A 21,530-nucleotide genomic window follows, 5' to 3' on the forward strand; every position below is an offset into this window, starting at 1 on the left:
TTGGCAATGGCAGGCGCCGCCTTTTTCCGTCTCACACCAAGCGACGACGGCGGCGGCCAAACAAGGCGAAAAAGCCGAGCAGGAGGAGCAGGAAGCGGCTGGGCTCAGGGATGACGACGAGGATGCCGGTGCTGTTGAAGAGGGTGACATCCCAGTTCAACCCACTGCCAAGTGTGGGCAGGCTGAGGTCGCTCAGGGAACTGGCGTTAAAGGCTCCGGCAAAACCGCTGGCGGAGTCTTTGGAGGTGAGTGTGCTCCAATCCATCAGGTTGAAGACATCGCCTAGGCCGGCGGAGCTATAGTTGTTGTTGATGACTTGGATGGTGGGAGCGCCGATGCTGCCATGGGTGAGAGTGAGCGTGCCACCGATGCTGAGGAAGTCGTAGCCCTGCGTCGTGCCGGCGGGAGCTTTGTCCCAGCTGGCCAGCAAGGCGGCCTGGTTCGCAGGCAGCAGGCTGTTGTAGTAGTCCAAGGCAGTTTTGGTGCCGCCATTGGCGACAAAGTAGTTCGAGAATCCTGCGTCTGCCGCGACGGTGGGCGCGGTGATCTTCAAACCGATCTGGCCGTTGAGGCTGCCGCCTGCCAGGGTGATAAGATCGCCGCCAATGGTCAGGGTGGCGTTGTTGGTGGGGGCGCTGAGGTCTCCGGGGGTGAGGAAGGCGCCGCTGGTGATGGTGGTGGTTCCGGTGGCGCTGCTGATCAAGCCGGTACCCGCGAGGCTGGCTCCGGCATTGACCGTTACGCTGCCGGTGCCGGTGCTGGCCGTGGCGGAGGCGCTGGTGCCCACCTGTAACGTGCCACCTACGACGGTGGTAGTGCCGGTGTAGTTGCTGGCGGCGGTGAGCAGCACGGTGCCGCCTCCTGCGGTGGACAAACTGCCAGCGCCCGTGACAGCGCCGTTGATGGTCGTCGTCTGGCCTGAGACCGTACTGATCTGGCCATTGCCTCCGCCCAAGGTGACACCGCGAGTGGCCGCGAGAGAGACGGTGGCCGTGGCAGCGAGAGTGCCGCCATCAAGAATCAGCTGGCTGGCCACGGCGGTGGCTGGCGCTGTTCCGAGGCTGCTGTCTGCGGCGATGCTGACGGTGCCACCGCTGATGGTCGTGGTGCCGGTGTAGGTGTTGCCAGGGGCCAGCACGAGGGCGCCAGAGCCGGCGGCGCTCAGATTGCCACTGCCAGTGACCACCCCATTGATGGTCGTGGTGGAGGCAGGCGCGGTGCTGAAGGTGCCTCCGCCGGCACCCAAGGTCACGCCACGCTTCGAGTCCAGTGACACCGTTGCGGTCGTGGCAAGGGTGCCGCCATCGAGAGTGAGCTGGCTGGCCACGGCGCTGGCAGGCGCAGTGCCCAGGCTGCTGTCTGCGGCGATGCTGACGGTGCCGCCAGTGATGGAGGTGGTGCCAGTGTAGTTGTTGCTGCTGGCCAGCACGAGGGTGCCGGCATCGACCTTGGTGAGGCTGCCGCTGCCGGTAATGGGACCGCTGAGGAGGGCGGTGGTGGCGGCTGCAGTGTCAAAGGTGCCACCGCCGGCCCCCAGTGTGACACCGCGATTGGCATTCAGTGTCAGAGAGGCTGTGGTGGCAAGGGTACCGCCGTTCAGGGTGAGCTGGTTTGAAACGGGTGCTCCTGGAGCAGTGCCGAGATTCGCATCATTCGCGACGCTCACGGTACCGGAGTTGATGGTGGTGATGCCCGTGAAGGTGCTGGCACCGCTCAAGGTCAGAGTGCCGGTGCCAGCCATCGTCAGCGAACTTGTGCCAGTCTGGATGGCCGCGCTGATCGCCGTGCTGCCCGCGCCTGCAATGGTGAGGTTGTTTCCTGTGCCGGTGATGGTGGTGCCGCTGACCGTGAGGAGATTGGTGGGGCTATTGTTGGTCCAGGTCTGGCTGCCGCCCAGCACCACATTGGTGCTCAGGGTCACGGCTCCGGCACCGGACTGCACCGTGATGCCGTTGCCTGCGGCGTTGCCATTGACGCCCGCTGCGTTCAGAGTCAGCGAATTCGTGCCGCCGATGCTGGTGGCGGCGGTGTTGCTGGCAAGGAAGGTGAGGCTTTCGATGGTGAAGTTCTCGCCGAGGACAGTGGACAGATTGGCTGTGCCAGCGACGCTGAAGCTGACATTGGTGCTGAAGGCGGGGAGCACGCCAGCTTCGGTGTACGTTGGCTGTGTGTTGGACCAGTTGGTCACGCCTGCGGTGTAGGCATTCCACAACAGGGTGCCCGCGCTGCTGCCAACACCGGAGCCCCAGTAGGCATTCGCCAAAGTGGAGGTCTGGGTGAAGGTCACGGTTTCTGTTGTCGCTGTCGAGGTGGCCAGGCTGCCATTGTAGGTATGCCCGCCGACGGAGTAGCTGGTGGTGACCTGGGTGAGACCGGCGACGCCAAGACCGCTGGCCGCCGTGATGAAGGTGTAGGACGGTGCCAGCGAAGTCGTGCCGGGCAGAATGTTGAAGGCCAGCTTGCCACCGCTCGCACCCACGGAGACAGCCTTGGTCACAACCAGGGTATCGATCTGCGTTGCGTTCAGGTCGAAGGTCAGCACGGGGGCGTTGACGCCGGCGGTGCCTGTTCCACCAATCGTGAGCGCGTTGCCGGCAAAGGTCGCGCCTTGCACGAGATTGAAGGTGCCGATGAGGCCGTCTGCCATGGTGAAGTTCGCGCCAGCATTGGTGCTGGTGCCTGGGCTCAGCGTGAGCGCGGCGCCAGCGGCAGTGGTCGTGTTGTTGCCCACGGTCACGGTATTCAGAGTGCCGATGTCCGCACCCGCGGCGCTGATGGCGAGAGTTTGCAGGCTTGCCACGGTGATGGCCGTATTCGCCAGCGTCGGAGTCGCAGCGGCGGTGCTGCCGTTCTTGAGCGTCAGTGTGCCGCCGGAGACGGTGGTGGCTCCGGTGTAGTAGCTCTGGCCGCTCAGGGTCTGATTGTTGGTGCCGGTTTTGGTCAGCGCCAGATTGGCCGCGGTAGCAGCCACGAGGGAACCGCTGAAGGTGGCGTTCGTCGCATTGGACCCCGCACCGATGGTCAGCAGGGTGCCTACGGTGGCACCGGAGTTGGTGACAATGCCGCCGCCGCTGAGAGAGCCAGTCTGCAGAGCGATGTTGTTGATGTCCATTTCAGCCCCTGCGGCCACGGTGAAATCCGCCCCCGTGTTGGTTGAGCCGAAGGCATTGGCCACGCCCTGCTTGAGCAGACCGCCGGTGACGTTCACGGGGCCGGTGAAGGTGCTGGCGAAGTTCAGGCTCAAGATGCCCAAACCCGCTTTGGTGATGCCGCCCGTGCCATTGCTGATGGCGGCGGTCGAGATGGTGCCGGTCACAACGGGATTGGTGACGGTGAAGACCACCGGAGTGGTCGCACCGCCGAGATTGATGCCGCCGCTGAGGGTGAGGTTGTTGACTGTGGAGGTGCCACCAAAGGTGAGGCTGCCACCATTGATGGTGATGGGAGTGGCGACGGTGAGCGCTGCGGTGCCTGCCAGCAGGGTGCCACTGCCAGTGATGGACAAGGTGCTGCCTGCATTGGCTCCCAGAGCCGTGGCATTGTTCAGGATCAGCGAGCCTGCACTGAGATTCCAAGCCAAGGATGCGGCCTGCGCATTTGGCAGGACGAGGGAGCCGCTGCCAGCCTTGGTGATGGTGCCCGCTGAAGTGATGCTCGTGGCGCTGATGATCAGGTCGTCCGGAGAGAGGCCGGAGGTGGTGATGGTGGCGCTGGCACCGGCAAAGTTCAGGGCCGTGCCGCTGACGGTCGGCGTGAATCCCAAGTTGTCATTCTGCACGGTGATCGGAGTGAGGGAACTGAGGTTCAGGAGCGTGCCCGTGGCCAGGGTCGGAGTGGCATTGCCACCGGAATTGTTGAAGGTGACGCTGTTGAGCGTGTTCGTTCCCACGAGGGTCAAGGTGCCGCTGCCATTGAAGGTGACATTGCTGGTGGCGGCGATCTGCCCCTGATTGGTGTTCATCGTCACGACGGCACCGCCGCTGATGGTCAGGTTCCCTGGAATGACGATGGACCCTGGGAGACCGCTGAGGTTGGTCGTGCCGCCAGCGTAGCCATCGTTGCTCGCATTGATGAAGGTGCCGCCAGTATAAGTATTGGAAATAGCGCCGAAAGTCAGCGCTGCAGTGCTGGAAGTGGAAATAGCAGGCTGGGACAGCGTGATGGTCCAGACACCGGCATTCAGCACCGGCGTGCCACTGATGGTCGTGCCACCTACAATGTTGGCCGCATTGCCAATGGCCATGCCTGCAGTGGGTGTGAAATTGGTGGGCAGTGAAGCCTGGGCCACGGTCACCGTCGTGCTGGCGCTGGTAACGCTGGCGTTGGCGGTGGTGGTGGACACCGGGGCAAAGGCAACTTCCACAGTGCCAGTAGTGCCTGCGGTCGTGGCGGTCGAAAGAGTGAGCACGTTGCCGGCGATGGCGGTGATCGTGGTGCCTGCGGTGATGCTGGCACCGCTGGCCACTGCACCACTCACGCCCATGCCCACCACCAACCCGGTGGCATTCGGGACCGTCAATGAAGTGCTGGCGGAGGCAGGGATCGACACGGTTTCATACACTTGTGGCGTGAAGGTCGTGGTCGTGTTGCCGTCGCGGACCAGAGTGAGGGCTCCCGTGCCATTGTTGACAATAGGCGAGTTGATGACGGACGCCACCGTCGAACCGTAGTTGTGCAGATAGAGGGTGGAAGCCGTGTTTGGCAGGCCCGCGGAGAGGCTGCCACCCTGAATGGACACGCCCTTGTTGCCGCTGTCATTGATCAGCAGGCCGCCAGCGAACAGGGTAAGCTGATCGAGAGGGCCGTTCATGCCGAGAACCGTGGCCGCAGCCGGGGCCGTGAAGGTCAGCGTATTGATGGTCTGCGCCGTGGCGGCGAGCGTGGTCGCGATGATGGTGTCATTGGTGGTTTGGCCTGCACCCGCTGCGGTGAAGGTGGTCAGGGCGGCCGAGCCGGCCTGGCCAGGAGTGCCGTTGAGACCTGTCGTGTTGGAGTAGCTCGCGAAGTTGACGGTGTTGCCGGTATTGGCCACCAGCAGCCAGGGAGCCACGATGCCATTGACCATGCTGGAGGCATTGAAGGCAACGCCGTTCATGGAGTTGACGAAAATGCGCGCATTGGCGTTGGCAAAACTGCCCAGATAACCACCGTAAGGAGCTTCAATGAGCAGTGCGGCATTGTTGGTCTGCACCAGATTGGCCACATTGAATGTGGGGGAAGCCGTGTTGGAAACGGTGGTGCCACCATACTCGGTGATGAAGAACAGGTTGGAGCCGCCATTCAGGCTGATGGTGCCTAGATTTTGTGAATCCACCAGCGAGCTGGTGTTCACGCGTAGGGTGCCGCCATTGAAGTTCAGTGGCACGGTGGCGCTGATGCGTGCCGTGTTCTCGCTGAGGCCCGAGTTGTCGAGGATCAATTCGGCATAGTTGAGTGTGATCGACGAAGTGCCGGTGAGTACTCCGCTGTCCTGCAGCGTGAGGCTGCCGCCGCGGATGGTGGTGGCGCCGATGTAGCTTGAAGGGCTGCTGAGTTTCATCGCCGTGTTGCCGGATTTGTCGAAGCTCAGGTTGCCGTTGATCTCGCCGCTGAAGACGGTGGCTGCGGCATTGGTGTAGAAAGTCGCGGCGGTGGCGCTGGTGTTGGTGATGACGTTGTTCGGAGCGAGTGCTGTGCCGCCGCCATAGGGCAGGACACTGCTGCTGGTCATAGTGCCCACCAGCTGGCTGTTGCCATTCAGGTCCAAGGTGCCGTTGTTCAGATTCAGGTTTGTGGCCGAAGGAACGGTAGCCGTTGGCAGCACAAAGAGCGCATTGGCGCCAGCCGTTGCGCCAAGCTGTACCGTGCCGCCATTGATGGTGACCGTGCTGGCCGCTCCAGCATTGGTGAAGTAGCCCTGGTTGAGCACCAAGGTGCCTGCGCCTGCCTTGACCCAGCCGTTTTGGCTGTTGATGAGGGCGTTGAGCGTGAAGGAAGATCCAGCGGGCACCTGGAAGTCGAGTGTTACATTGCCGCTCGACTGATACTGGCCTGAAGTGATGCCGCTGTTGCCTGCCAGCGCCAGCAGACCGCCTGAGGATTGAATGTTTACATTCAGGAGCGCACCATTGGCCCCCCAGCTATTGCCGCTGATAATCGCCAGATTGACACCGCCACCACTGTTCAGAGTGAGGCTGTTCGCGGTCAAGTTCGCTGAGAACGCGCCGGTGGCAAGGGTGTTGGCAGATGCGCCGCCAAAGGCCACCGTGCTGAGACCGACGTTGGTGGTGTTGGTGATGGCGGTGGTCCAGTTGGCGAGCAATTCCGTCGCAGGATTCAGCGGACGGACCAGACCGCTCGCGCTGTCCAGAGTCAGGAAGCTGGTGCCATTTCCGGTGGCACTGGCGTCCACGAGGATGTCGGGACGAATCGATTTGGTGGTGGTGTTGTTGGCACCATTGCTACCCAGAAGGGTCATGCCGCCAGCAGTGCCGGCCGCGCCTGCGGTGTTGAACTGGAGGGTGGCAATGCCAGCACCAGCCGCCGTGCCCAGACCGGTGCCACGGATGAGCAAGGACGAGGTGTTACCTTGTCCAACAGCACCCGCGAGCGTCACATTGATGCCTGCGGTGCCGGTGGCATTCAGCGTGATGACGCCGCCACCATTGAGGGAGGCCAGCGTGCCCAGGGATTCATTGACGACAGTGCCGGAGTTGCCGCCGATGACGAGGCTGCCACCCTGCATGTTGATGGCTCGCACCACAGGAGCCAGGGTGCCGATGGTGGTGTAAGTCGTTCCGCCCAGACGGTTGCTGCTGACAGCAGCGGCGTTGTCCAGCAGCAGTGTGCCGCCTGCTGTCAGGGTGTAAGCCTGGAAGTTCAATTTGCCCGTGTCATCAACGATGCCATTGCCGACCAGCAAGGTGCCAGAAGGGCTGAAGGATGTGTTGTCCGCGCTGACGGTGAAGGTGCCAGTGCCGATCTTTGTCACATTAAGCAGCCCGGTCGGATAAGGGCTCTGGAAGGTGCCCGCATACGAGGTGCTGCTGTTGTCCAGTCCTGTGGTCAGTGTGCCTGCGGTGCCCTGAATGCCATTCATGATGATGGCCGAGGATTGGGCTGAGGAGATGGAGCCGACGACTCCAGCGCTGCCACGGGTGTCGAAGGTGGTGCTGGCCGCCATCACGACGGTGCTGCCGAGGATGGCACCACTGAGGCCGCTCAATGGACTGAATGTAAGGCCGCCTTGATTGAGGCTGAAGGTGGTGCCTGTCAGATTGATGCTCTGCCCGCCGATGCTGAGCCAGCCGAGACCGGTCTTGGTCAGGCTGGAGGCCGTGATGTTGGCATTGAGGGCCAGGCCCACTTGATTGCTAATATATTGATTGGGATCGACCTGAATCGTTGGCGTGGCATTGGTGAGCGCCAGGAAACCGGAGATGGTCGGAATGGTGGCCACCTCGGTGTTATTGGTGGAAAGCAGCAGGCCAGTGAGAGTGAGCGTGCCTGCACCGGTCAAGACGGTGGGGCCATCCAGTGCGCCTGTTCCAGCATCGTTGTTGATGGTGAGATTGGCGAGGGTCTGGGTGTTGGGTGCCACTGCTGCGGATATCACGCCGCTGCCCAGGTTCAGACGGCTGGAGCCGTTCATGATCACGCTGCCCGTGGAGACGATCTGGTCAGACACGTTCCAATTGAAGGATGACTGGATGTCTGAGGCAGAGTCCGTGCCGGAGACATTGCCACCAGAAAGCACCAGATCTCCCGGGATGGCAGGCCCAACCACGCTGGCTCCAAAGAGCTGGGCATTGCTGACGTAGGTCGTGCCGCCATAGGTGTTCGCATTGATGAAGAACACCTGTGCGCCGGTGCCGCTCATACCGTCCACGATGACGTTGGTGCCACCACTGGGGCCATCGATAATTTTGGCAAAGAGGTTGAGGAAGGTGCCAGTGAGTTGGTGAATGTAGAGATCGTTACCACTGCCAGACTGCAACTGCCCCGGAGCGCCGACGTTGCCGATGTTGGCTCCGCCGCCGGCTGAACCGTAGATCAGGACGCCCCCGGAAGTGACCTGCAGCGTGTCATCGGGATTGGTAAAGCTCAGGATGGTGTTTCCGGCAGTGAGAGAATTGACGACGGTCACGGTCGGCGTCATCAGCGGCGCCGGAATGGTGGCGTTTGCCGAGACCAGCGCGTTCACTCCAGCACCATAAGTGCCCGTCGGCTGATACTGAATGCCACGAACACCCGACTCCGGGTCGTAGGTGGCAAACGCTGCGCCAGCCTGCCCGCTCGCCCCGGTCACCGTGGCCCAGGCGCCAATCATGCCGTTGGTCAGAGCTGGAGCAGCGGTGAATATGATGCGGGGATTGTCCCCCATGATCCCGGTGCCAGAAGCAAAGTTCAAAGTAGAGCCCAGGGCACGGGTGCCGATGCCGGCAAAGGTGATCTGCGAAGCGCCGCCCTGACTGACGGTGGTGGAGCTGATGGAGCTGGACCCGATGCCAAGATTCACGGTGCCAAGAGAAATGGCGTCCACCGGTGTGGAACCTGAACCCGCACGTGACACAAATTGAAAACCACCGCCGGTCAGATTGATCGGCGTGCTGGCTGAAATGCGATTCGCCACGGCCTGCACACCCGTGTCACTCCAGATAAGTGCGGAACGCAGTACATTGACCGCACTGACATTGCTGATGCTGCCCAGATCCGTCAGTGTGGTGGCGCCACCGGTGGTGGTGAAGGTGCCGGAGAGCGTCTGGGGAGAGTTGATGGTGAACGTGTTGGTGCCGGAGGAGATGCCGCCATCACGGACAAAATTCAGCACGCCTGCGCCAGTGTTGCTCATGTTTCCAGACCAGGTCTGGCTGGCACTGGTGACGATGAGGAGGGTGGCTGCGGTGCTGGCGTTGCTGTTCAAGATAGTGCCGCCGGCCATGTCGGTGCCGCTGCCACTGCGCAGGTTTGCCACCGTTTGCGTGGTGCCGTTGAGGTCCAGAGTGCCGCCGAAATCAACCGTCAGGTTCTGACCATTGATCGTTGTGCCAGGATTGCCAGCCGCGAGAGGGGCGCTGTACACTTTGAAGATCGTGTTCTGGCCGCCTGCCAGCTGCAGGGTGCCACCATTGATCACGGTGTCCCCCGTGTAAGTTTCTGCGGAGCCCAGCACCAGCGTGCCGCCATCGGCCTTGGTGAGTCCGCCGCCATTGACGAAGATCGGCGCATTGACCGTCAGCGTGGTGCCGGTGCCGACGGTGTGGAAGACGAGCTCGCGGTTTAGCGAATTGGTGCCCGTCAGTGTGCCGCCTTGAATCGTGTAACTGGTGGTGTTGGGCGCGCCATTGGTGCCGAGGACCAGAATGCCGCCGGAGTCGAGCTGCAGCGCGGTGTTGATCGTGGCCGTGGAGCCGCTGACGTTGTTCAGGGTGAGGGAGTTGATTTCCTGCGGGACGCTGGCGTTCCCAAGAGTGATGGTGCCTGCGGTGGAAACGATGTTGGCATAACCGGGCAGGCCAAAGACGAGCAGCGGATTTGTACCTGCGGTGGCGGCGGCGCTCAGCGTGATCTGTGTGCCACTGACGATGGAGGCGATGGTGCTGGTGGTGGTGATGAAGCCCGACGTGGCACCCGTGAGCGAGGAGACACCGGTGACCACCTCACCCACGTACAGACCTGCAGTGCTGGGCACGGTGACGGTGGTCGAGGCAGTGGTGGTGACGTTTGCAAAAGTCGTGACCGGATTGGCATAGATCACCAGCGGGGTATTGCTGGTGGCGGTGGAGTTGGCGGACACGGTAAACGTCGTGGCGTTGGTGATGGAGGTGATCACCGCATTGGCGGCCACACCGCTGCCGACGACGAGCTGGCCGACCTGCAAGCCTGCTGTGCTGGCCACGGTGATGATATTGTTCCCGCTGGTGACGTTCGCATTCGGCTGCACGGTGGTACCGGTGATGGTGCTCAAGGTGGGCACCGAGGTGAGGTAGTTGTTGGTGTCCAGGCTGAGCGGAGCGATGCCGCCGGTGTTGGCAGTGCCGAAGTTTGCGGTGCCACCGAAGGTGCTGTAGCTGGCAAACCCCGTGCCGATGCCGGATGCCGACTGATCGGCCACCGCCCAGGGATAGATGCTGGCGTTAGGCGCATTCCAGGCACCAGCCTGCCCGATGTTTTGCAGGTTGGTCGTGGCGAGGCCGAGGCTGGTGGCGTTGCCAAAGATCGAGGCCACACCGCTGCCCTGTGCGTTGCCCAAATTGTCACCACGGATCAGCGCGGTGTTGCCAGCCACACGTGTGAAGATGGAAGTCGCGGTGGAGGCCACGGAGATGTTCACCCCGGGTGTGCCTGCGGCGTTGAGAGTGATTGTCGCCCCGCCGTAGCCGTTGGCGAAGGTACCCCCGATATTAAAATTGTTGGCTCCCTGGGTGATGCTCTCGGCGACGGCCGTGCCGGTGTTACCATTGACCACGAAGTTGCCGGAGAGGAACATACCGCGATTGCCCAGACGCTGGCTGATGGGCGTGGTGCTGTTGTCCAGCGTGAGGGTGGCGCCTTGACGCACGAGGTTGGCCTGAGACTGGCTGGTCATGCTGCCGCTGCCGCTTAGCGTCACACTGCCCGCCTGCACATCCAGGAGGGTTTCCGTTCCACCGCTGGCGGTGAGCGTCAGATTGTTGGCACCGACTTTAACGATGCTGAATGCGCCGGTGATCGACCCACCGAGGGTGATGCTGCCATTGGTTCCGGCGAACTGGCTGGGGCTACCGATGCTGCTTGCCGCCGCCAGGGTGATGTTGCCTGCATAGCTGGCATTGGTGGCACTGCTGTTGATGAGGGCGCCGAGCTGATTGGCGATGCCGAGGCCGGTCAGGCCCACGCCATTGAGCGTCAAGGTCTTCAAGGTGGTGACGGCCTGACCATTGAGATCCACCGTGGTGCCCGCGCTCTCCACCACACCATTGGTCACGCTGCTGGTGAAGCCAGTGGCGCCCGTGAGCTGGACCATGCCGGCCTTGATGTTGAACTGGCCCGTGAAGGTGTTGGTGTTGCTCAGAATGAGAGTGCCGGCGCCCACCTTGTCCAGCGCCGAACCGGCCACTGAATCCTGCACCGTCCCAAGGAGGTTGATGCTGCCCGGACCGCCGATGCTGGCATTCACAGTGCTGATTGCCGCGCCGATGGAGAGCGTCCCGCCGGCAGGCAGGGAGGCCGTGGTAAAGGTGCTGTTGTAAAGGCCCGCTGGGACGCTGCTGCTCTTGGCGGCCGGACCTGCGCCACCATTGAGAATGATGTTGCCGGTGGTGCTGACGGCCTGCCCGTTCAAGTCGAGCGTGGCAGGAGTGGTGACGGCCACACCGATGGTGGTGGTGCCAGTGGTCAGTGCATTTGCAGCGGCCAGCTGGATGAAACCGCCATTGATGTTCAAAGCTCCCGTGAAGGTGCCTGCGCTGGCACCGAAAATCACATTGCCCTGCCCCGTTTTGGTTAGCCCGTTGCCGCCATCGCTAACGCCGCCCGCGAGCACCAGAGTGCCGGTGGTGGGATTGAGGATGCCACCCGTGCCGAGCGAGGTCGTGCCAGTGACGATGAAGGCCCCATTGCCAAGGGAGCCTACCGCCGTGCCTGTGCCATTGGCCACATTCAAAGTCGCACCACTGCCAAGGGTGAGGCTGGAGACCGCATAGTTCAAATCGGTGCCGAGGCCGTCGATGGTGACCGAAGCTGCGGCGGACACCGCGATGTCATTGTTCAAAATGGCGGCGTTCTGATAGCCGTTGGCGGCGGAATAATTCGCCGCATAGGACAGGGCGCTGAGCGGCAGCACCTGCAGGTTGTTGACAGCGGCGAGGCCGGCCATGCTGTTGCCTGCGGTGTCCGGTCCGCCATAGAGCACCTGCAACGCACCACCACTGCCCGCGTTCAGCACACGGACTGTCACCATGTGCTGACCGGCGGCCAGATTGATGCCTTGCAGCCCCAGTTGATTGATTGCGTGGCCACTACCGACGTCGGTTTGCAGCAGCTCACCGTCCACCACGATCTGCAACTGGTCGTCCGAGCCACCGCCAAAGTAGTAGGTGCCACCGGTGGTGACTTTCAGCAGGCCCTGGTAAAGGATGAGGGTATTGGCGCTGGATGCGGCGCTGACTCCCAGGGGCTCCTGCCGCAGCTGCGAATCATTCGGCAGCACGCCGAGCAGAGTGGCGCCGGGGGCAATGCCGCTGCTGGCAGCGTTGGCCATGGTAGTCAGACCGGTGGAGAAATATTTGGCCGTCATGCCGCCCGAGGTGTAGCCGGCGGCGCTAACCGAGCTGGTATAAACGGGTGTGATCTGCAATGTCGAACCCGTGGCCAGGGTGAGCGTGCCGGTGCCGAGCGGGGTGCTGCTCTGCGCCGCACCGATGATCACCTGCGTGGCGGCGCTGAGGGTCGGGGCCGTGCCACCGTTGCTGCCGCTGTAGATCAGAGTGCCGGCGCCGATGTTGGTCGGCAGATTGGTGCCGACGGTGAAGCCGCCGGGCAGGATGAGGCTGATGCCGGAGGCGACATTGAAGACCGGGGAACTCGTGGCGCTGGTCAGGGTGGTGCTGGCAAACAGCAGCCTGTAGGCATTGGCCGCCGCGCCGGTCACGTTGAGGATCGTTGCGGGGGCCGCATTGCCAGCCACGGTGCTGGTAAAGGTGGTGCCGCTGACGGTGCCGTAATCCAGGCTGCCCATGACGATGGTGTTGCCGGTGTTGGCGCTGACATTGCTGATGTCAATGTAAGCGTTGGCCTGCGCGGTGTCGATCTGGACGTTGTTGCTGAAGTTGATGAAGCCATTGCTGCCCTGGCCGTTGTGGCGTAGCTGCAGCACACCGCCGCTGAGGGTGACCGCTCCCGTGCCAAGGCCAGTGGCGGATGCCCCCACGCCGCTGACCAGCAGCGTGCCTGCATTGACGAAGACTCCACCGCTGAAGGTGCTCTGACCGCCGACGCCGTTACTCAACTGCAACGTGCCCAGACCCGCCTTGATGATGCTGGATCCCGCGCCGGTGACGGAGCCTCCGAAGGCTCCGGTCATGTTGGGCGCGTTCACCGTCACCGTCGTGGCCCCTCCGGCCTGCAGGGCGATGGTGCTGGTATTGGCCCCCAGGGTCAGGGAGGCTGCGGTGGCGCTGGGAGCGTCAAAGGTGAGGCTTCTGCTGCCGAACACCACGCTGTTCCCCACGGTGAATGTGCCGGTGCTGTAAAGCGTGTTGCTGCCTGCCAGCGTCAGCGTCCCCTGCCCCAGCGGACCGGTCAGCGGTCTGCCGCTGGCCTGATTGGTGCTGTTCGCACCGATTGTCAAACTGGTGCCAGTGGCCAGCGTGACGCCGCCGGTAAAGGTGCTGGCACCACTGACCTGGAGATTGCCGCCACCGGTTACCGAGACGGGATTGCTGGCGTTCTGCAAAGCGGAGCTGATGACCAGCGTGGGCTGGAGAGGCGCGAGGCTCTGGCTGTTGAAGCTGATCGGATTGACGGTGATGGTGGGAGTGGCGACATTGTTCAGATCCACGTTGCCGCCACTGAGCGTGTTGACGGAGGCGGTCGAAGCCCCGCCCACATTGTTGGATGAGGCTGTGATGGTGCCGCTGGCAATCTTGAGCAGGCCTGTGACAGCGACCGTCGGGCTGGAGCCGCCGTCGTTGTTGTAGGTCAGACTGGAGAGGGTGTTGTTCACAGTGAAGGCCAGCGTGTTGGTTCCTGCCAGAACCCCGGGACCGCTGGTGATGGTGATGGTGTTATTGGCCGGATTCACCGACGTGACGTACTCACTGCCCGGAATGCCCGTGCCGGTGACAAGCTGTCCCACCGCGATGCCAGCGGTACTGGTCAGCGTGATGGTGTTTGAATCTGTCGTGGTAACACTGCCAGCATAAGAGAGGCTGGAGCTCAGCGTCAGTGTACTGCTACCGGTTATGGTGGCGGCCTGCGCGCCAGTGGTGGAGGTGTAGTAGGCCGCACCGCTGGCTGCCGGGAACAGGCTGCTCCCTGCGATCTGGGTAAGATTGCCGCCATAGAGGAAAATGCCGCCGCTGCCCAATGTCGTAAGACCGCCAGTGCCACCCGTGCCCGAGCCGGTGGCAAGGCTGCCGGCATTGCCCAGTGTGAGCGTGCCCTGGTTCACATAGGTGCCGCCGGTGTAGGTGTTGGTGCCATTGAGCGTGGTGGCGCCGCTGCTGCCACCGGATTTGATCAACGCCATGCCGCTGCCAGTGACGGCGCTGTTCAGAGTGATGGCCCCGGTGCCGTTGTTGTAGAGGAACAACTGGCTCGTGGCGGAGGTGAGGCTGCCCTGGTTTACCACGCTGCCGAGGGTGAAGGCTGCGCTGCTGTCCAGCAGCCCGCCGGTGGCCAGCGTCAGCGTGGTGCCGGTGTTCTGGGTGAGGACGGTGGTGCCGGTGACGCGCATAGAATTGACGGTCTGCGTGCCAATGGCGAGGGCGGGAGTGACGCTGATGGAGACGTTGTCGGTGGCCGCCGCATTGTTGATGAGGAGCGGGGAATAGCCTGCGAAGCCGGTGGCATTGAGAGCGCCAACGCCGTAGGTGGCATTGTAGGCGGCAAAGTCGGTGCCGTTGACGATGTAGCCGCCGCCGAGGATGGAGGTGGTGCCGGTGGCGCTGGTGCTGGACTGTCCGGTGATGAAGATCATCGGATTCGAACCGATGGTGCCGAGCGTGCCGCCGGAGTTGGTGAAGGTGACCGTGGAATTGTTGGTGAGGCTCAGGCTGCTCAGCGTGAGCTGCGCACTGCTGATGCCGGTGGCGTTGTTGGTCACATTGATGGTGCTGCTGCCTTCAGTGACGGTGATGGCGCCCAGCGTTTCCGCGGAGGTGTACTGCGCGCGGCCTAAGTAACTGATCCCGCCACCGCCCAGGGAGATCGCCAGCCCGGTTGGCAGACGGTTTGCCACATCAATGGAGCCGGTGTTGTCCAGCGCGAGGGCGGAGCGGTTGATAGTCAGGGCGCTGGTGTTCAGCAGGGTGGCGTTGTTTTGCAGCGTCACCGTGCCTGCAGCCGTGTTGATCAAAGTCGGGCCGGTGTAGGTCTGCGCCTGAGTGAGCGTCCAGGTGTTCTGGCCGGAAACGACGAGGCCCATCCCGCCGCTGATCACACCCGTGTAACTGCGCGCGGTGTTGTCCTGTTTCAGAGTCAGGATGCCTCCCGTGCTGGTGACGGATGAATTGGCGCCCACGGTGCCAAGCCCCGCCACGGCGACGGAGTCGCTCAGGAGATTAGAGACTATCTGATTGTTGCCATTGAGATTTAAGACGGCCCCGGAACCGAGCGCGGCGATATTGGCAAACTGCAGGGTATTGTTGCCTTTGTTCAGCACCAGCGTGCCGTTGTTGACGACAGTCTGGCCGATGTTGAAGGAGGTCGCGCTGAGTGTCAGGGTGCCGCTGTTGTCCTTGACGAGACCCGCCGCACCGGCCGTGCCGCCGGTGATGGTGCTGCTGATGGTGAGATTTCCAATCGTGTGAATGTCCAGTTCGTTTACTCCCGCGGTGAGGATGCCGGGGCCGGAGATGCTGTTGACCGGCGCGGTCGGCAGGGTGGTGCTGGTGTCCGTGGCCAGGATACCGCCACCATTGGTGCCGCCGATAGTGAGCGTCTGGGTGTTGCCCAGAGTCAGGCTGCCACCGGTGGCGAGCGTGAGGGAATTGATGGCAGGGGCCAGCGTGCCCGCTGTGGTGAAATTGGTGGAGATGGCGGAAGTCGCGGTGATGTTGGTCCCGCCGCTGGAGTAGGTCAGCACGGCAGCAGCGGCCGTTGCCGTGGCATTCGCCGAAAGCACGTAGGTGTTGCCATTGGTAATGCTGGTGATGTAAGTGCCAGCAGCGATGCCGCTGCCACTCACGAGTTCACCCGCAGTCAGACCTGCGGTGCTGCTGACAGTGACTGTTGTGGAGCCGCTGTTCGTGGCTGCCGTTCCCAAGGTGCTGCCGCTGTAGCCGTTGAAGTTGACCAGCGAGCCAAGTGATTCAGCCGCCGCCAGCGGCCGGTAGAGGGCCCCGGTGGCGGCACTGGCGGTGGCAAAGGTGATGGTGTTTGAAGCATTGCTGGTATTCCAAACCAGAGCCCAGGGCTGGACCTGCTGATTGGGCATACCCCCAGTCACAAAAGCGCCCTGAAAACCGGTGTTGGCCACCACGCCTTCATTCACCGTGGCAATGTTTGCGCCTGCAGCACTGCCGAGGCCGGGGCCCTGATACATCACACTGGAATGGGCTGAGCGGGTGAAGGTGCCGCCGGTGGATTCCAGCGTCAGGTTGGCCTGCTGGCCGGTGCCGGGAGTGATGGCAATGGTGAACTCACCACGACCATAACTGTTAGCCCCCAGAAAGGCTTCATTGGTCGCGCCTGTACTGCTGCCCAGCAGATTGAAGGTGCCGCCGCCGATGGTGGCAAACGAGTGAGTGGCCAGACGGTTGGGGGTGTTTGTCGTGGTGTCATCGATGGTCAACGTGCCGCCGTAATTGACGTTGGTGGTGCCGACTCCCGCGGTGGCAGTGCCCGCCATTTTGAGAATGCCAGCGTCCACGCTGAGATTCCCGTAAGTGACGCCGGTGGCATTGAAGGTCAGCGTGCCGCTGCCATACTGCGTCACTGAACCAGCTCCGGTCAGCGCGGTGTTGATGGTGATGTTCCCCGGTCCGACAAAACCCACCGAGCCGGTGGCGGTGATGGAGCTGTTGATCGTCAGCGTGTTCGCCGTGTCATCGTTGCCGATGGCTCCGGCGTTGGCCATGGTGATCACGCCGGTGTTCCAGATGCTGGCTCCGGTGGTGTTTTCGAGCGCGCCTTTGCCCTGAATGCCATAGCTGCTCAAGGAGAGCGCCTGTGTGAAGGTGCCGCCGCCGCTGATTTGCAGCGCAGCCCCAATGCTGTTGGCAACGGTGATCTGTCCGGAGCCGACCTGATTGGAAGCAGTGAGCGCCAGGGAGCCGGCATTGATGCTGGTGGCACTGGTGGGCGAACCCGTCGCGGCGGCGGTCAGCACTAAGGTGCCGTTTTCAACCTTGTTGAGCACGTTGCCCACGGCGGCATAGGCGAGGCCGCTGTTCAGCGTGAGCGTCTGCCCTCCCGCCACACCGATGGTGTCTCCAGTGGCGGTGTTCAGGGTGATGATGCGGCTGGTGGCAAAAGTGCCGAGGGCGAGGAATTCCGCGAGCGTGGTGCTGTTAAGGCGGATGCCATTGCCTGAAGCGCCGAGGTTGGCATCGCTGTAGGCGGAGAGGATGCCGCCCTGGATGTCGATGGAACTGGCGACGCCGGTGCCGAAAGTGTTGGTGGCATCCGCGGCGTTGATGCCGAGCTGCAGGGTGCTGACGCCAGTCTTCACGATGTTGAAGGCACCCGTCAGATTTTGCAGGGTCAACGCGGCCACCACGTTCGAAGCCTGCGCTGTGGGAGCGGTACCGCCGACGCTCCCAACGGTGCCGACGCCGAAGGTGGTGGTGGCGGTGAGCGCGGGCTGCGCGGTGAGCAGGAGGCCGTAGCCGTTGATGGCCTGCACGTTGAGAGTATTGCCGGCGGCATTGTTAAGCGGGAGAGCGGCAGCCAGGCTGATGGTCTTGTTGGCGGCCTGGTTGAACTGCGTATTCGCGCCCTGCTTGCCCACGATGTAACCGGTGGTGTTCGCTGCGATGAAGGTGGTGGCATTGACGGGCAGCGTGAAACTGATCGTCTGCGGGGTGCCGGTGCCATCGCCATCGGCCACCAGACCGAGGCCGGAAGTGGTCGCAGAAGCTGAGATGGCTGGCACGGAGGCGGACAGCCCGCTGGGAATGCCCAGAGCCGCATTGCCACCGATGGTGATCGCCCCTGTGTAAGTGCCGATGCTGCCCAGCGTGACCATGCCGATGGCGTTGGCCGTCGTGCTGCCGTTCACGGCCAGGTTGCCGCTGCCCGCGAGGGTGTTGATGGCGAAGTTTTGTGCGGTGGTCTGGCCCTGGAACTGGCTGGCACGCAGGATGGATGCGGCCGTGACGGTGACGGTGCTGTTGAAGATGCCGTTATTCGTGCTGTTGGCGCTGAGGGTGCCGCCATTGAGGAAGATCGGATTAAAGATCTGCACGCCGCTGGCGACGAGTTCCGGCGCATTGGTCCCAGAGGGGCCGTTGATCGTGACCGTGCCGCCGTTGAAACCGGTTGTGGTGCCGAAGCCGAGCCCGGCGACGTTTTGATCTTCAATGAGGCCGTTGCTGGCGAGCACCACATTGCCGGTGAAGGCGATGCTGGGGCTGCCGATCTGCAAGTCTCCGCCACCGGTCTTGGTGAGGGTGCCGCTGCCGGAGAGAAAGCCGCTGGGCTGCTGCACGTTCAGCTTGCCACCGGTGCCACTGGTGGTGCCGCCCAAATTGAGCGTGCCACCGGCAGGCCCCACGGCGATGAGGAAGCCCGAGGTAGGGGCGGCGGTGGTGCCGGCGGTATTGGAAAAGCTGAGAGTGCCGCCATTGAGCGTGGTGGTGCCGACCCCGCCGTTGTTGAGCTGCGTCACACCTGCGGCATCGACTGCACTGATGAGGAGCGTGCCGGAACTGATCGTCGTGCCTCCGGTATAAGCGCCCACTCCATTCATGAGCAGGGTGCCAGGGCCGGTGAGGGTCAGCCCCCCCGCGCCACTGAGAGTGCCGCTGAGCGTGAGCTGCGTGCCGGTGGCCACATTGACATTGGTGTTGGCGCTGACCAGCGTCGCATTGGCGCTGATGACGTTGTTCCTGGCCAGGTTGTTGATGGCGGCGGCACCGGGGCCGTTGTCCAGGTAGAGCAGGCTGCCTGTGGTGCCGGTGGCGATGGTGTAGGAAAAGGCGGTGCTCGGATTCAGCGTCAGCGTGCCGACGTGCTGCAGACCATCCACGGTGACCGTCTCTGCGCCGGCGAGGGCGGAGCTGAAGCTGGCGGTGTCTCCAGCGATGCGGGGCACCCCTCCACCGCTCCAGTTTCCAGCACTGTTCCAGCTGAAGGTACCTGCCGCCGTAGGCAGCCAGCTGCCGCTGATGGGAGAGTAGCTGCCGGTGATGAGAAGGTCGATGAACCCGGCGTCCGTGGCGGTGCTCAGGCTGTAGGTCAGTCCAGTCGGCGCTGTGGGCAGTGTGAAATTGCTCAGCGTCGGCGCGACGCCGGTGTAGCGGATGAGCTTGTAGCTGCCCGCCTGCGTGGGAGAGCCCGTGCTGGAAAAGTCAATCAGGGTGCCAGCACCTACCTGCAGCGCGCCGGTGGACGTGATCTGGTCGAACAAACCGGGGGTCAAAATATCAAACTGCAGCTTGCCACCCGCAGTGGTCGTCAGGCCGTTCAGGATCAGCGCGCCGCTGCTGTTCACGCCCACTCCGCCGGGATTGATCAGACCGCCCGAATTGAGCGTCACATTCTGAAACTGGCCGCCAGCCGCCGCACTCGAAAGCAGGCCGCCATTGATCACGACAGAGCCGTTGTTGGCGGCACCGGTGGCGATGGAGGAAATCAAGGTGCCCCCCGTCATGGTGGTGATGCCATTCAGCGCGCCCGCGGCCGAGGCTGTGGTCACATTGGTGCCGCTGATATTCACCCCGCCCGTGTTGGAGTTTGCCAGGCTGAGATTGGTCGCCCCGCCGGAGAGGTTCAGGGCCATCTGGCCGCTGAACGCATTGGCCACGCTCTGCGCCACCGTGCCACCGGTCTGCACCAGATTGACCGTGTTTATCCCGGCGCTGATGGCATTGGCCACATTGGCATTCAGCGTGCCGCTGCTCACCGTTAGCGATGCTGTGTTCGCGATTGCGCCTGAGGCGGTGAGCGTCAGCGTGCCGCCAGAGACGACGGTGGCGCCGGTGTAGTTGTTGGCAAAACTCAGCGTGGCCGTGCCCGCATTGACGGTCAGCGAATTGGTGCCGGTGAGGGCATTGGCGACGGACTCCGTCAGGCCCGAGTTCGTCTGCGTGGTATTGATGCCCACCTGAACCGCGCCGGTGCCCAGCGCACCCACTGCGCCCAATGCAGCCGTCTCCCCGCTGATCAGGGTGCCGCCGCTGTAGGTGTTGGCCACATTGCTGATGGTTACGGTGCCGCCGTTGTTCCCCGCACCGGTGCCGGTGATCGGCGCACCGATCATGAGCTGCGCTCCTGCCCCACCGAGGATCTGGCCAGAAACGGTGACGGCGGTGTTCTGCGAATTGATCGATGCATTGCTGCCCAGCGTGATGGTGCCGGAGTAAACGTCGGCCGCCACGTTCAAGCGGATCGCGCCCAGATTGCCGACAGCCTCCGACGGGCCGTAGCCATTCAGCGTCACGGGGTTGGTCATCGTGAACGCATTGGTGTTCATGAAAATCTGCCCGCCGGTGAGCCCGCTGGAACTGCCGTTCACGGTGATGGCATTGGTGCCGCTGGTGCCCAGATTCGTGTTGGCAGTGACGGTGACGCGGCCCTGATTCAGCGTGTAGGTGCCGGAGAAGGTGCTGGTAGTGGCCGATAAAGTGAGATTGGCCGGAGTGCCAGAGGCCGAGCCGTTCAGCGTGATGTTCCCCGTGCCGCTGATGACGTTGGCATAGTTGAGGCTCGTGGTGCCCGGCGCAAAGATCAGCGTGCCGTTGTCCGTGATCGCACTGCCTGAGGCGAGGATCAGATTGTTGGTGGACTGATTGCCCAGCTGCAGGGTGGCTCCCGACGCCACGGTGGTAGCCCCGGTGTAGGTGTTCACCGCCGTGAGAATGTCTGTGCCAGTGCCACTTGCGGTAAGTCCGCCGAGGCCGCCGATGACGCCGCTCACCGTGATGTTTCCAGAACCATTCAGCGTCAGCAGATTGCCGCTGTTCGTGACAGCGCCGCCGATGGTCAGCAGGTTCGATGAGTTGTTCGTGTAAGACTGCGCTGCCATGAGGGTCAGAGTCAGGTTGGTGCTGCCGATGGTGACGGCCTGCGCACCTGAGTTGACCTGAATACCGCCGCCGAAGATCAACAGCGCATTCCCCGCCGTGCTGGTCAGGGTGTAGGTGCCGAGATCCTGGCCGAAAATCAGCCCGTTAATGCTGCCCGCCGTGATATTGATGGTGTCCGCATAAGCCGACACCGCGCTGTTATTGCCAAACTGGTAGATATCGCTCGAGGTCCCAGCGACATCGGTCGCAGTGCCGTTATAAAAAATAAAGCTCGCGCCGGGGTTCCAGCTAAAGGTTCCTGCAGCCTCCGTTACGCCATTGGCACCATTGCCGTCCGAGTCGAAAATGAACGTTGCACCCCGCAGCGTATTTCCAGGCAGCACCACCACCATCAGGCAGGTCATCAACCACCCCAGAAGGGTGCGGTGGCGGCGAAGATTTGACGTCAGACTCGGTTGGTTGCAAAGAGGCATACAGGGGCACAGTTGGGAACATCTGAGCATGTGCAATCAAGGCCATGATGGCAATCGACAAATGCAAAACATGACAATCCATCAAAGCTTTTACTGACGCAGAAGTAATACAATAATTTACCTTGTTGGTCTGCTTGTTTTACCTTGTTAAAATGCCGGATTATGAACAAACCACTGCACAAATCCG

At 62.6% G+C, this 21,530-nt stretch carries 1 protein-coding gene; it reads right to left on the bottom strand.

The features are described from left to right. Positions 1-31: 31 nt before the first annotated feature. On the bottom strand, positions 32-21,274 hold the full coding sequence (locus ACILSO_RS06365; RefSeq protein WP_395736536.1) for an autotransporter-associated beta strand repeat-containing protein: 21,243 nt from the start codon (positions 21,272-21,274) through the stop codon (positions 32-34). Positions 21,275-21,530 lie beyond the last annotated feature (256 nt).

The organism is Prosthecobacter sp. (assembly GCF_044226605.1).
Lineage (GTDB): Bacteria > Verrucomicrobiota > Verrucomicrobiia > Verrucomicrobiales > Verrucomicrobiaceae > Prosthecobacter.

Excerpts from the sequence above, each read along its gene's own strand:
- ACILSO_RS06365 (WP_395736536.1), bottom strand. The coding sequence starts at position 21,274 with ATGACCTGCCTGATGGTGGTGGTGCTGCCTGGAAATACGCTGCGGGGT.